Source organism: Micromonospora tarensis (assembly GCF_016803395.1).
Classification (GTDB): domain Bacteria; phylum Actinomycetota; class Actinomycetes; order Mycobacteriales; family Micromonosporaceae; genus Micromonospora; species Micromonospora tarensis.
In genome coordinates this window covers 22,185-36,071 of the sequence record NZ_JAEVHL010000019.1, presented here as the reverse complement: position 1 = coordinate 36,071, position 13,887 = coordinate 22,185, and the positions used below count along the sequence as shown (strand labels likewise).

Sequence of the window (13,887 nt, the reverse complement as noted above, 5' to 3'; positions counted from 1 at the left end):
CACGGCGAGCGGCGTCCGGTCGGTTGTCAGGCGACGGCGGTGGCCATCCGGCGGACCGCCTCGGTGATCAGCTCCGGTGCGGTGGCCAGGTTCAGCCGGACGTGGCCGGCGCCGCCGGTGCCGAAGTCGGCACCGGAATTGAGCGCCACCCGACCGTTGTCCAGGAACACGGCGGCGGGGTCGGCGCCGAGGCCCAGGGCACGGCAGTCGAGCCAGGCGAGGCAGGTGGCCGCCCCGGGGCGGTAACGCACGGCCGGCAGGTGCTCGGCGAGCAGGGCGGCGAGGAGCCGCCGGTTGTCGGCCAGGCCGACCACCAGGCCGTCGAGCCACTCGCCGCCGTCGCGGAAGGCGACGGTGTGGGCGATCACGCCGAGGTGGCTGGTGCTGACACTGACGTCGTAGGGAACGCGGGCCAGGTCGCGGCCGCGGCCGGGCCGGCGATCAGGAGCCCGCCGCGCAGACCGGGCAGGTTCCACCCCTTGGAGGCGGACATCAGCGACAGGCCGTTCTCCGCGCCGGGCACCGAGAGGTACGGCACGAAGCGGGCTTCCGCGTCCACCACCGGGGCGTGGATCTCGTCGGCGACCACCCGCACCCCGTGCCGCTGCGCCAGGCTGGCGACGGCGGCCAACTCGTCCACTGTGTGCACGACGCCGGTGGGGTTGTGCGGGTTGCACAACAGGTACGCGGCCGGCCGCCCACCGGCGCGAGCCCGCCGGAAGGCGTCCTCCAGCGTGTCGAGGTCGATCCGGAGGTCGTCGCCGAGCGGCGCCTCGACGATCCGACGGCCGGCGTGCGCCACGAACGCGTAGAACGGCGGGTAGACCGGGCAGTTGACGACCACCGCGTCCCCCGCCTCGGTGACCAGCCGCAGCGCCTCGGTGACGCCGTGCATCACGTCGGGCACCAGCGCGGTGCGTTCGACGGCCAGCCCGTCCCAACCCCACCGCCGCCGGGCGAACTCCGACAGCGCCTCCGGGTACGCCGTGCCGGCCGGGTAACCGGTGTCGCCGCGGGCGACGGCGTTGGTGATCGCCCGGGCGACCGGCTCGGCCAGCGGGACGTCCATCTCGGCCACCCAGAGTGGCAGCACGTCATCGGGGTACTCCCGCCACTTGAGGCTGGTCCGCTGGCGGAGTTGGTCGATGGTGAGCTGGCGAAGGGGATTGGTCGCGGCTCGGGCACCGCTCAGCACGCTACTCATGGCCGAAGCCTATTCCGCCCGCCCCGGACCACGCCGACCCTCGTGCGGACTCGACAGGGTAACCGGCACACGCCTTTATGTATTGACTGCGGTCATTGTCTTCTGTTGCCCCTGGTTCATCACATACGCTGCGGACAGCCGCACCGACGGCCACCGCCACGCCCGTCCCACCATCACCCGACGTCGTCCGCCGCATCGCACGGCCGCCGACGCCAATTGGAGTATCCGATGACCTGGCGTCCCACCACCGCCGCACTGGCCGGGCTGTGCCTCGCGCTCAGCGCCGCGCCACTCGCCACCGCTGCCGCCGCAGCACCTCCGCGTGCCGAGCATGTTAGCGCTCACGCCACCCTCGCCAATCCGCCCGGCGCACCGGCCGGGGTCTGCCCGGCCGGGGCCGTCTACGGTTCTCCGCTGCCCTCCAGCTCGGTGACGGCGCCCAGGATCCAGGGTGGGTTCTCCTTCCTCGAAGGACCGGTGTGGATCGCCGACGGCGGCTACCTGCTGGTGTCGGACATGGCGGCGGGCACCGGACCGTACAACGTCCAGCCGTCCACGATCCGCCGGCTCACCCCGCCGGCCACCTTCGACACGTTCCTCGCCAACGCGGGCAGCAACGGCCTCGCGCTCAGCGCCGACGCCCAGCAGCTCATCGCGGCCACCCACGACCAGCGCAGCGTCTCCGCGTACTGGTTGAGCGACCGGTCCCGCAGCACCGTCGCCGGCAACTACCAGGGCCGCGCGTTCAACTCGCCGAACGACGTCGCGGTCCGCTCCGACGGCGTCGTCTACTTCACCGACCCCAACTTCCAGCGCGGCAACCGACCGGACCAGATGAGCGGGCGTACCAGCGTCTTCCGTGTCACCAACGGCCAGGTGTCACTCGTGGACGACCGGTTGCGCCAGCCCAACGGCATCGCCCTCTCGCCGGACGGGACCGCCCTGTACGTGGGTGCCTACTCCGAGAACAAGATCTACAAGTACGCCGTCCAGCCCGACGGCAGCACCGGCGCCCGCAGCGTGTTCGTGAACTACATCGGCGGCCCGGACGGCGCCACGATCGACTGCGCCGGCAACGTCTACTGGGCGTCGGGGTCGGACTCGTTGGTCCACGTCTACTCCCCCGCCGGCGTCCAGCTCGGCACGATCCGGCCCGGCTTCTCCGGTACGACGAACGTGGCCTTCGGCGGCCCCGACCGGCAGACCCTCTACGTCACCTCGGGTCCGTGGGGCGACTCCGGCCTGTACAGCGTGCGGCTCAACATCCCCGGATATCCGTACTGACGGCCCGCCGGCGCCGCCACCGCCGGCCCCGCTGACAACCCCGTGACAACCTGCCCTCCGCCACTGCTCACCAGGACAACAGGTGGGGGGTAAGGCGCCCGCCGGAACCCCGGTCGGGCCCCACCCGACGGCCCCCCCGGTGTACGTGCGCAAGAAGGTCGCGCACAACCACCACGTGCTGCGCTCACTGCGCCAGCGGGGGGCCGTCTTCGTGGAGTCGGAGTTCCCCGGACGGGCCCGAGCCCCCGCTCGCCGACAGTGCTACGCCGCACATGCGAGGCCACCCTGACTCCTCCTCCGACACGGTCTTTCTCGGTCATCGCGCGATCTACCCGACGGGTGCCAGTGAGCCGGGCAGGCGTATCGACACTCTGCTGCGGAAGCACCAGGTGTGAATAGAAAAAGCTGTAGTTCACTAAGTGACACCTGGAGCGCCCGGTATTCGTCTCACGCCGCAAAGCCCCTTGTGCGAAAACTCCGAAGGGGTGGATGGCCAGCATCGTTCATCCTGAATATGTATCCGTTCGGGCATGTGCAGCAGCCCCCGGACAGCGGACCGACGTGTAAGACTTGCGCCATTGTTCGACCACTTCGTTCGGGGAAGGGGGCGATCGCGATGCGAGCAGGCGAACACGAACAGATGAGGTTTCCCGAGCTGGATGAGGTGAGCGTGCGTGTCTACCGGGAGGCGGTCAGACGCGGCAGGTTCATCCCGGCCACCATCGCGGAGCGCCTGGGCCTCGACCCGCCCGGCATCGCCCGCGCGGAGCGGATCCTCAGCGCCCTTCGGCTCATCCGCCCCATGCCAGGCTGCCCGGAGGTGCTGGTTCCGGTCGGCCCCGACACCGCCGCCGCCGGCCTTGTCGCGCCGGCGGAGAATCAGATCCGCGACCTTCAGTCCGCTGTGACCGAAGTCCGCACGCAGATCATGGCGCTGGCGCCCGCGTATTTCGAGGATCGCCGGGACGGCAATCACAACGAGGCTTTCGACATGATTACCGACGCGTCGATGGTGCAGCCGGTGCTCAATGAGCACGCCCGTCGGTGCGAGTCGGAAATCATGACGATCCAACCCGGCGGCGCCCGACCGGCCCACCTGCTGTCCGCCACCCGGGGGCCACTAATCGAGGCGTTGGAGCGGGGTGTCGACAACCGCACCATTTACCAGCATCCGGCGCGCACCGACCTGGTCACCCGGGCCTACGTATCGGACGTGACGAAGCGAGGCGCGCGCGTCCGTACGACGCAGGAAGTCATCGATCGCATGGTCATTTTCGACCACGAGGTAGCCTTCGTGCCCGAGCGCGGTGTGGCCTCCCGAGCCGCCGGGGCGATCGTCGTCCGGGAACCGGCGCTCGTCGGCTACCTGTGTGACGTCTTCGAGCACCTCTGGAGCACCGCGGTCCCCTTCCAACCGGACGCCGACCGGGCCGCACCGGTGGACGAGGACGTGAAGCGTGCCGTCATCCGTCTGCTGGCCAAGGGATACAAGGACGAGACGATCGCCCGTCGCCTCGGCACGTCGGTGCGTACCTGCCGCCGGCACATCTCAGAGCTCATGGACAGACTGGGGACCACGAGCCGTTTCCAGGCCGGCGTGGAGGCCACCCGGTTGGGGTTGATCGACGATGTGGACGGCGACGACAAGCCGGCGACGGCGGACGGCGGCCGGGGCGAACGCCACGTCCTGGACGTGTAGGCGTGCGGCGGCGGGCCCCCGCGTGCCGGCGGCGACGCTGTTCGCGAGGATCCCACGGATCGTCATCGGACAGGTATCGTCCGGTCCCTCGATTCGGTGGAAGGGGACAACGTGTTCGCCGCCTACGTCACGCTCAACATCCTCGCTTCGCTCTTCACCGCCATCGCCGCCACCACCTACCTCATCAATCACGAGTACCCCCGCGAACAGATGGAGATGAAGCGCCTGCCGCTGTCCTGGATGCCCCGGCTGGGTGCGACGCTCGCGGCGGGTTCGCTCGGTCTGCTGGCCGGTTTCGTGGTGCCGGTGCTGGGCACGCTCGCCTCACTCGGCCTGGTGTTGTATTTCATCGGCGCCTTCATAGCCCACGCCCGGGTGGGCTCGCGCAAACTCACCGGATGGGCCGTCTTCTTCGTGACCGTCACGGCGACGTTCGTGGTGAACCTGGCCTACCACGACTTCTGGTGATCGCTGGGGAAACGAGAAGACCACCTCGGCTGCGCGAGCGGAGTTGGGTACCGCTTCGACCAGCGTGACGTTATCGAATTTTGAATCCGATCACCGCGCCCCGCAAATGGTCGCCCGGTTCCGCGGAGCGACCGGCCGCGGATCTCGGCGAACGGGCACCCGCACGGGTCCAGACCGGAGCGGGCCGCCTGCTGGACCGCCAACCAGGTATTCGGCAGCGGACTGTCGGCCCAGCCGTTCGTGTCGGTCTCTCCCTTTACGCACGATCGTCCCTGTGGAGCCCAGCGCGGGCAGCGTCTCCTGGCCAGACAGCCGTTCAGACAGAAGCGGATCGTCCAGGCTTCGAGCTCGAATGAACATTCCCGGCGAGCCGTCGCGAGCCTAGCGTCGGAAGCCGCCGTGCAGGGGATCCGCCCGCTCGGTTCCCGCCCGGCACGGAGACGATGTGAGCAACGAGATCGGCCCGACGACGCTGCCCGAGCGCGTCGAGCCCGAGGTGGAAACGCGAGCGGACGGCGTCGTCCTGCGGGTGCGGCGCAATGGCGGGATCGTCCTCGACGGGGTCCGGCTGGGCATCAGCGTCGACGGCGTCGACCTGGGCATGGACTCGGTCTCGCTGCGCTCCCGCGACCGCGAGATCACCGACGAGTGGACCGCCCGGTCCGGCAAGGCCACCGGAGTTCACCGGTACGTCCACCACGAGACGGTCCACGAACTGCGGCACGCGACCGGCCTCGAGTGGCAGATCCACATTCGGGCCGGCGCCGACGGGGTGGCCGTCCGCTACGTGCTCGCCCGCTTCGAGGGCCAGGGCCGCCTCGACGCCGACCACACCCGGCTCACCCTCGCACCCGACGCCCGGGTGTGGGCGCTGGACTACCAGACCTGGTACGAGACGCCGCGCTTCGGTGCCGACGTCGCCGCACTGCCGCCCGGCGCCTACGGGCTTCCGCTTCTCGTCCGTTCGCCCCGGTCGGGGGAGTTTCACCTGCTCACCGAGGCGGCGATCGACGGCCGTTTCAGCGGCGCGCATGTCGAGATCCGCGACGGGGGCCAGCTGCGGTTCGCGCTCGCCGACGAATCGGTGGAGATCACCCGAGGTCCGGTGACCCCGTGGCGGGTGTTCCTGGTCGGCGCTCTCGCCACGATCGTCGAGAGCCGCTTCGTCGAGGAGTTGGCACCCGCGGCCGACCCGTCGACCGACACCCGCTGGGTACGTCCGGGCCGCGCCGCCTGGTCCTGGTGGTCGGACTTCTACTCCGGCGCCCAACTGCACCGGCAGCGGCATTTCGTCGACGTCGCCGCGCGCCTCGGTTGGGAGCACCTCCTGATCGACTGCGGCTGGGACGAGACGTGGGTTCCCGAGATCGTGGCCTACGCGAGTCGTCGCGGCATCCAGGTGCACCTGTGGGCGGTCTGGCACGACCTCGACGGACCGGAGAACCTGGCGAAGCTGGCGCTCTGGCGGTCCTGGGGAATCGCCGGCGTCAAGGTCGACTTCATGGAGTCCGAGTCGAAGGATCGCTACCGCTGGTACGACACGATCCTCGCCGAGACCGCCCGGCTCGGCCTGCACGTCAACTTCCACGGTTCGGTCATCCCCCGCGGGTGGGCTCGGACCTGGCCGCAGGTCATCGGCTACGAGGCCATCCGGGGCAGCGAGTACTACGTCTTCTACCAGGGCACGCCCCTGACCGCCGCGCACAACGTGATCCAGCCGTTCACCCGCAACGTGGTCGGCGCGATGGACTACACACCTGTCGCGTTCGGCGCGCCCGGACGGACCACGAGCGACGGCCACGAACTGGCGCTCAGCGTGGTGTTCGAGTGCGGCATCACCCACTTCGCCGACGACGTCGACGCCTACCTCGCCCGGCCGGACGCCGCGCGGTTCCTCGCGGAACTCGCCCCGGTGTGGGACGAGACGGTGCTGCTCGCCGGGGACCCCGACCACGAGGCGGTGCTCGCCCGCCGGGCCGGCGACCGTTGGTTCATCGGGGGCATCGCCACCGGGCCGGCGCGTCCGCTCACCGTCCCGCTCGACCGGCTGACCCGCGGACCGGCCGAGGTGTGGATCGTCGCCGACGGCGCCGACGGCGGCCTGACCTCCTACCGGCGGACCGTCGACGACAAGCTGGTCGTCGAGGTGGCGGTGAACGGCGGCTTCGTCGCCATCGTCGCCGCCCACGGCACCGCGTTGCACAGTGCCGTCGAGCGGCCCGAGCAGGTCGCCCCACGGGTGGACCCGCCCGTTCAGCTGCTCGACCCGGACGGCGCCGCCATCCTGCGGACCGACGGACAGCTGCGGCTACCGCCCGGCTGGTCGGCGGAGCACCTCGGCGGTGACCGCTGGAGAGTCCGCGCGCCCACCGCGCTGGCACCCGGGCGCGCCGGCATCATCACTGTCGAGACGCCGGGCCAGGACGGCGTCCCGATCGTGGCGCACGCCCGCCTGTTCCGACCCCTGACGCCCGGGTCCCACCGCCTGTCGGCGCTGACCATGGTCGGGTTCGAGAACGAGAGCGGTCCGGTCGAACGCGACCAGAGCAACGGTGGCGGCAACCCGGGCGACGGTCGGCGGATGACCGTCGCGGGCACGCAGTTCGACGACGGGCTCGGCGCGTCCACACCCTCACGGATCGACCTCCATCTGGGGGGTACCGTCACCCGCTTCACCGCGCGCATCGGCGTCGACGACGAGACCCCGGCCACCGGCGCCCGGATGAGCGTGCACGCCGACGGGGTCGAGCTGTTCAGCGCCGAGGTCCGCGCCGGTGAACCGCCCCGCGACATCGATGTCGGCGTCGCCGGCGCCAGCACCCTGAGCCTGCGCGCGGACACCCTGCCCCACCACCCGGAGCCGGCCCACGTCGACTGGGCAGTAGGCCGGCTCCACCGCACCGGCCACACCGCCACCACCCTGGCCGAGCAGTGAGGCTCGACCACCGAGAAGGAGAAACCATGCGACACGGCAAGAGATGGGCCGCCGCCGCGGCGGTGCTGGTCACCCTCGCGGCCACCGGATGTGGTGGCGCCGGAGGCGACGGCAAGGTCACCCTGAGCTACGCGACCTGGAGCGACGACCAGAAGCCGGCCATGGAGGCGATCGCCAAGGCCTTCGAGGAGAAGCACCCCGGCATCGACGTCCAGGTGCAGGTCCTGCCGTGGCCCGAGTACTGGTCCACCCTCCAGGTCGGCGCGGCTGGCCGTACCGCACCCGACGCGTTCTGGATGCTCGCCGACCAGTTCCCCGCCTACGCCAAGGGCAACCAACTGCTCGACATCACCGACGCGGTCAAGACCGCTGGCGTCGACCTGGCCGCGTACCCCAAGGCCGTCCTTGATCTGTACGACGTCGACGGCAAGCTCTTCGGCCTGCCGAAGGACTTCGACACGAACGGGATCTGGTTCAACAAGGCGCTCTTCGACAAGGCCGGTGTCGCCTACCCGAACGAGAACTGGACCTGGGACGACGCCCGTGCGGCAGCCCGCAAGCTCACCAACCCGGCCGCCGGTGTGTGGGGCATCGCCGCTCCGCTGGACCGGCAGGGCGGCTACTACAACAGCATCTACCAGGCCGGCGGCCGGGTGATCGGCGCCGACGGCAGGGCCGCCATCGACAGCCCGGAGGCCATCTCGGGCCTGGAGTTCTGGACCCAGCTGCACGCCGACGGCTCCTCGCCGACGCTCAAGCAGCTCTCGGACACCGAGGCGGTGCAGATGTTCATGGACCAGAAGGTCGCCATGTACTTCTCCGGCTCCTTCTGGGCCCAGCGGCTCTACGGCGACCAGGCGCTCCGCCCGCACGTCGGCGTCGCACCGCTGCCCAAGGCGAAGCAGCGGGCCACGATGATCAGCGGCATCCTCAACGCCGGGTACGCCGGCACCAAGCACCCCAAGGAGCTCGCCGAATTCCTGATCTTCGCCAGCGGCAGGGACGCGGCTGTCATCCAGGCCAGGAGCGGGGCGGTGCTGCCCGCCTACCGGGACACCCAGCAGGGCTGGCTCGACGCGATGCCCGAGTTCAACCTCAAGGTCTTCGTCGACGCCGTCGACTACGCGGTGCCGTTGCCGATCGCCGGTGACGCCGCCAAGTGGACCGGCCTGGAGAGCCAGTACCTCGCCCCGGCGTGGGAGGGCAAGCAGCCGGCTGCCGAGGCCGCCCGGGCCTACAACAAGGCCATCAACGAGGTCCTCGCGCAGTGATCACCGACGTCGCCAGCTCTCCCCCGCGGCGGCGCACCCGCCGCCGCGGGGGCGGGCTACTGCCCTCCCCCGGGTGGGGGTACCTGATGATCGCCCCGGCGTTGGTCGGCCTCGTCGCCCTCTACGTGTGGCCGTTCCTCACCACCTTCGGCAAGAGCTTCATGGACGTTCCGGCCTTCGGGCCCGGGACCTTCACCGGGGTCGACAACTACACCGAGCTGCTCGGTGACGAGCGCTTCTGGCAGGCGCTGCGCAACTCCGCGCTCTACACCGCGATCCTGCTGCTCGGCCTCCCCGTCGCGGTCGTGCTCGCCGCGCTCATCGAGCAGGTCAGCCGTGGTCGGGCCGGCTACCGGGTGCTGTTCTTCCTGCCGGTCGTGACGCTGCCGGTCGCGGTCAGCATGGTCTGGCGCTTCATCTACAACGGCGATTTCGGGCTGCTCAACTACGTCCTGTCCCGGCTCGGCGTCGACGGGCAGTACTGGGTCGCCGACGCGACCTTCACGATCTGGGCGGTGGGCGTCGTCGGCATCTGGATGAGCCTCGGCATCAACCTCATCATCCTCGGCGCCGGTCTCCAGTCGATCCCACCGGACCTCTACGAGGCCTCCGCGCTGGACGGGGCGGGACGGGTCCGCCAGTTCTTCCGGATCACCCTTCCGCTGCTGTCGCCCAGCCTGTTCCTGGTGACCGTGCTGACCGTGATCTCCGCGCTACAGATGTTCGACCTGATCTTCGTGATGCTGCGCAGCGTCAACAACACCGCGCTGGCCGACTCGAAGACCATCGTCTACCTCTTCTACGAGAAGGCCTTCGTGGAGTTCGACCAGGGTTACGCGGCGGCGATCGCGATCGTGCTGCTGATGGTGATCATGGTCGCCACCCTCGTCCAGTTCCGCCTGCAACGTCGGTGGGTGTTCTATGACTGATCAGGCGTTGCGCGGCAAGCCCGAGAAGCGCACGACAACCGGATCGAAGGCCTCCCGACACGGCGAGTGGGTCGTCCACCTCGTCCTCGCCGGCGCGGCGGTCATCATGGTGGCACCGTTCGTCTGGCAGCTGCTCACCATCTTCAAGTCCAACCGCGAAGCCTCCCAGACGCCGCCGACGTTCCTGCCCGAGAACCCGACCACCGGTGCCTTCACGACGTTCTTCGGGTCGGTGCCGTTCTGGGCGCAACTCACCGTCTCGGTGTCCGCGCTCGTCCTTCGCGTCATCGGGCAGCTCGCCGTCTCGGCGCTCGCCGGCTTCGCGTTCGCCCGGCTCCGGTTCCCCGGACGCAGGCTGCTGTTCGGGCTGTTCATCGCCATGCTCATGGTGCCCAGCCAGCTCTTCCTCATCGGGCAGTTCGAGATCATCAGAGACTTCGGGATGCTCGACAGCATTCCCGCCCTGGCGATCCCGGGCATGTTCTCGGCCTTCGGGATCTTCCTGATGCGGCAGGCGTTCATGTCGATCCCGGCCGGGTTCGAGGAGGCGGCCCGGCTGGACGGGGCCGGACCGCTGCGGACGTTCTGGTACGTGATGCTGCCGATGGCTCGCCCGACCATGGCGGCGCTGGCCGTCCTCACCTCGCTCTACTCGTGGAACGACCTGCTCTGGCCACTGATCGTGACCCCGCGCGGGAACAATCGGCCGGTCACTGTCGGCCTGGCCGGACTCCAGGGTCAGTTCGGAACCGACTACCCGACCCTCATGGCCGGCGCCCTCGTCGCGTCGCTGCCGCTCATCGTCATCTTCCTGGTGCTGCAACGGCAGTTCTTCTCCGGCATCGCCAGCAGCGGTCTGAAGGGTTGAGCCGGCATCGGGCCGCGTCACCGAGCAACGTGCGGGTTCGTCCGGATGCCACCCGGTGTCCGGACGAACCCGCCGGGCCCACTCCGGCGGCGGCGCGCGGCGCCTTCTGCGGTACGGTCACACCTCGAACGCCACGTCGGTGACCTGGTAGCCGGCATGACGGCGGCGGAAACCGCTCGGGCTCATCCCGTGGTGCTTCCGGAAGACCCGGGAGAAGTAGAAGGCGTCGTCGAAGCCGATCTCGGCCGCGATCTCGGTGACCGTCGCGCCCGTCGTGTCGAGCAGCTGCCGCGCTTTCGCCATCCGCAGTGCGGTGTGGTGGGCCAACACCCCGCCGCCTGTCGCTCTGCGGAACAGGGTGCTCAGATGTGACGGCGACACCCCGACCAGCCGCGCCAGCTCGGGCACCTTCACCGTTGCGTCGAGGCGCTCGGCCAGGTATGTCATGGCGCGTTGCAGCGGGTCCCCCGGCTCGGGAAGCAGGCGGTCGACGCTGATCTGGGTCAACAGCTTCCACGCGGTCCCCGCCGCGCCCAGCAGGCGAACCGGCGACTGGTCGCGCTCGACGCAGGTGACGATCTCGTCCAGCAGCGCCACCGCCCGGCCGATGCCCCGCACCGGCACCACGGGCCGCTCGGTAGTGGCCTCCATGCAGTCGATCAGCTTCGACACGTCCGACCCCATCAGATGCGCCCACCAGATCGTCCAGGGGTCGCGTTCGTCGGCACCGTATTCGTGGGGGACGCCGCGCGGGATGACCAACGCCTGCCACGCCCCGATCCGGTGCGTGCCGGACCCGACGCGGGCCCAGCCCATACCCGAGGCACACACGATCAGGACCACCTCGGGCGTGCCCCGAGGACGTTGCATCCGGTGGTCAGCGGCGTCGGGGTAGTATCCGGCGTCGGTGACGAGCAGCCGCCCGGTGATCGGGCGTCGCAACGCCTCGGCGACGAGCGGACGGGGCACCGAGGCCATCCGTTGCCCCCGGAATCCCTCCTGAAGCGGCATCGCCCTATCGTGCGCCGTCACCAGCGGATTGTCCATGCCCGGAGGGGGTGCCCCGCTGCGTTCCGTCAAGGAACGTTGAGCGGAAGAAGGCTACCTCGTGGCTCGGTTATTCCCCGGGGTGGCTGTTCGCCAACCATTCCGCGAGCTGCTGAGCGGTCTCCTCCCCCAATGCCACCGCCGCCCGCGCCGCCAACGTGACCAGTTCGGCGTGTTCCGTCGCGGTGACCGTCAGCTCCGGGCGGGGGGCAGCGCGCCAGGCCGCCCGGGCAACATCGCGGGCGATCCGGGTGGCGTCGGCCCTGCCCCGTTCGGCCAGGCGCGGGTTCGGGTCAACGGCCAGGATCAGCGCCGCCCGCAACTCGATGTCGACGCCGCGGCCGCGCAGCAGCCGGTAGCCGGCCCGACGCAGCTCCACCCGTGCGTCCCGAAGCAGGTCCCACGGCAGGTCCGGGGGCAGCGCGGCGGCGACCGGACGAAGCGCCACGGTCACCTCCCGGACCACCGCCGGGGACGGGTCCCGCAGCAGGGCCACCAACTCCTCCTCCGCCACCACCGCGTCCAGCAGCCGCAGACCTCGTACCGCCTGGGCACGAAGGTGTGCGCGCTGGTGGGCGAAGAATCGCCACAACAGGTGGGCGTCCTTCTCCGAGCTGGTCTCGGCGAGCCCGGCGATCGATCCGGGGCGCGGCTCGCCGGTGGCCACGGCGGCCCGGTAGTGCTCCCGGACGTCGATGCCGAGCCGGCGGGCCGCGTCTCGGGCCACGGCCCGTACCATTGGCGCGTCGTCATCCAGGTAGGCCGCGACGTCGGCGTCCTGACCGACCCGCACCAGCCCGGTCAACGCCACGACGCGCACCTCAGCCCTCGCTGACCGCGCCAGCCGGCGCAGGACGTCGTGCCGGCGGGTCCAGACCGCGTCGCGACACGCCGCCTCGACCGCCCGCGCCCGTATCCGCAGCTCCGGATCCGACTCGGCGAAGGCGACGAGATCCGGCATCCGCAGCCAACCCTGCGACAGGACGAGGTCGAAGACGACGGGGCGCGCCCGACGGTCGGCCGAGCCGAGAAGACGCCGCCACACCGGCTCCGACACCGCCAGGATCGCCGCGCGGACCTGGGTCACCGCGAAGCCGGCACGCAGCCGCGCCGCAAGCCGTAGCGCCGTCGGCAGGACCACCGGCAGGTGGGCGGCGGGGTCGTCGGCGAGCAGCACCGCGAGCCCGGCCCGGGCCCGGTCCCGCACCGGCGCGACCCAGTCAGCGGTACGGAGCACCAGGAACGGCATCGCCTCCGGGTACGGGCGGGCGACCATCGCCGTGACGGCACGCTCCCGGATCCTGCCGTCACGGTGCATGCTCGCCAGCACCGTGGCAACCGGGCTCGACGCCATCCCCGATAACCATGCGGCAACCCGCGGCCGGGCGGGCCGCTGGTGTCGCCCCCGCCACGGCGTCGACCGCGCGTGCTCGTCGAGCCGAACCACCAGCCCCGGCACAGCGGCAACCAGCGCCACCGCCGAGCGCGCCAGCGCCTCCTCGCCCACAGCGTCGATATCCAGCAGCACGTCGACCAGCCGGTCCAACGCTTCCCACTGGCCTGCTCCGGCCTCATCGACCGCGACTCGCACCGACCCGAGCAGAGCGTTCTCCACGACCACCGGGTGCGGAACGGGCCAGCCGGCACGGCTGCTTTTGTTCACCTCGACATCCTGCACTGTGGGTCGGCCCGGCCCGAACCCGTTTTCCGGCTCGGCCGCTACGGCGTCTCTTCAAAGGCTCGCAACCACTGGAGCAGCGCGGCGATGGTGACGGTGACCTGGAACGACGTTGCTGTCTCGTCGTAGCGGGTCGCCAGGCTGCGGCACTGCTTGAGCCGGTCGACGCCTGTGGGCGGCCTTCAACGCGGCACCCGAGGACTGGGACGCGGACGAGTTCCGCACGCGGGTGGATGCCCTCGCCGACGAGTTGGGACCGAGTGTCCGGCTGCTGTCCGAGGAGCGCGAGCGCGGCTCCGACGAACTCGACGACCCGCTCAGAGCGACGCTCGCACTGGCGCTGACCGGGGCCGGCCGGGAGCGGGAGGCAGTCTCGATCGCCGGGGCGCTCGCAAGCACCTGCCGGGCTACCAGCGGTCATTGGCGAATCACGCCCGACTCCTGGTGGAGCCCCGCTGATCCGCCGGGTGGCCGCCATGCCACGTGCCCGACTGGGATCAGCTG

General features: G+C 70.5%; 9 protein-coding genes and 2 pseudogenes. 8 read left to right on the top strand and 3 right to left on the bottom strand.

Going from position 1 to position 13,887, the window contains the following annotated elements:
* Positions 1-26 precede the first annotated feature (26 nt).
* Positions 27-1,204: pseudogene (locus JM949_RS07090) on the bottom strand (MalY/PatB family protein).
* Between the two features lie 228 nt (positions 1,205-1,432).
* Between JM949_RS07090 and JM949_RS07085 the strand changes: the two are divergent.
* The 7 genes from JM949_RS07085 (at position 1,433) to JM949_RS07055 (ending at position 10,658) form a co-directional block, all read left to right on the top strand.
* Positions 1,433-2,488: an SMP-30/gluconolactonase/LRE family protein gene (locus JM949_RS07085; protein WP_203147633.1), complete on the top strand. Its 1,056-nt coding sequence runs from the start codon at positions 1,433-1,435 to the stop codon at positions 2,486-2,488.
* Positions 2,489-3,128: 640 nt separating this feature from the next.
* Entirely contained in the window at positions 3,129-4,187 is a 1,059-nt protein-coding gene (locus JM949_RS07080; RefSeq protein ID WP_203147632.1) for a helix-turn-helix transcriptional regulator, read from the top strand.
* A gap of 111 nt (positions 4,188-4,298) precedes the next feature.
* Positions 4,299-4,655 (top strand): DoxX family protein, encoded by a 357-nt coding sequence (locus JM949_RS07075; RefSeq protein WP_203147650.1) that lies wholly within the window; start codon positions 4,299-4,301, stop codon positions 4,653-4,655.
* Positions 4,656-5,100: 445 nt separating this feature from the next.
* Entirely contained in the window at positions 5,101-7,590 is a 2,490-nt protein-coding gene (locus JM949_RS07070) for a glycoside hydrolase family 97 catalytic domain-containing protein (RefSeq protein ID WP_203147631.1), read from the top strand.
* 26 nt (positions 7,591-7,616) lie between these two features.
* Entirely contained in the window at positions 7,617-8,861 is a 1,245-nt protein-coding gene (locus JM949_RS07065) for an ABC transporter substrate-binding protein (protein ID WP_203147630.1), read from the top strand.
* The gene (locus JM949_RS07060) at positions 8,858-9,790 is read left to right on the top strand and encodes a carbohydrate ABC transporter permease (protein WP_309232042.1); all 933 of its coding nucleotides are present in this window, start codon (positions 8,858-8,860) and stop codon (positions 9,788-9,790) included. Before JM949_RS07065 ends, JM949_RS07060 begins: the two co-directional genes overlap by 4 nt.
* Complete coding sequence (locus JM949_RS07055) at positions 9,783-10,658, top strand: carbohydrate ABC transporter permease (protein ID WP_203147629.1); 876 nt, start codon at positions 9,783-9,785, stop codon at positions 10,656-10,658. The genes JM949_RS07060 and JM949_RS07055 overlap by 8 nt, the downstream gene beginning before the upstream one ends.
* A gap of 117 nt (positions 10,659-10,775) precedes the next feature.
* On the opposite strand, the gene JM949_RS07050 is transcribed toward JM949_RS07055, so the two are convergent.
* Together JM949_RS07050 and JM949_RS07045 are read right to left on the bottom strand one after the other, a co-directional pair.
* On the bottom strand, positions 10,776-11,669 hold the full coding sequence (locus JM949_RS07050; RefSeq protein WP_203147628.1) for an AraC family transcriptional regulator: 894 nt from the start codon (positions 11,667-11,669) through the stop codon (positions 10,776-10,778).
* A gap of 106 nt (positions 11,670-11,775) precedes the next feature.
* Positions 11,776-13,368: a hypothetical protein gene (locus JM949_RS07045; protein ID WP_238432716.1), complete on the bottom strand. Its 1,593-nt coding sequence runs from the start codon at positions 13,366-13,368 to the stop codon at positions 11,776-11,778.
* Between the two features lie 244 nt (positions 13,369-13,612).
* On the opposite strand from JM949_RS07045, the pseudogene JM949_RS39600 reads away from it, so the two are divergent.
* A pseudogene (locus tag JM949_RS39600) lies at positions 13,613-13,708 on the top strand (hypothetical protein); the annotation flags it as partial.
* Positions 13,709-13,887: the final 179 nt, after the last annotated feature.

Excerpts from the sequence above, each read along its gene's own strand:
- JM949_RS07085 (WP_203147633.1), top strand. The coding sequence starts at position 1,433 with ATGACCTGGCGTCCCACCACCGCCGCACTGGCCGGGCTGTGCCTCGCG.
- JM949_RS07080 (WP_203147632.1), top strand. The coding sequence starts at position 3,129 with ATGAGGTTTCCCGAGCTGGATGAGGTGAGCGTGCGTGTCTACCGGGAG.
- JM949_RS07065 (WP_203147630.1), top strand. The coding sequence starts at position 7,617 with ATGCGACACGGCAAGAGATGGGCCGCCGCCGCGGCGGTGCTGGTCACC.
- JM949_RS07055 (WP_203147629.1), top strand. The coding sequence starts at position 9,783 with ATGACTGATCAGGCGTTGCGCGGCAAGCCCGAGAAGCGCACGACAACC.
- JM949_RS07050 (WP_203147628.1), bottom strand. The coding sequence starts at position 11,669 with ATGCCGCTTCAGGAGGGATTCCGGGGGCAACGGATGGCCTCGGTGCCC.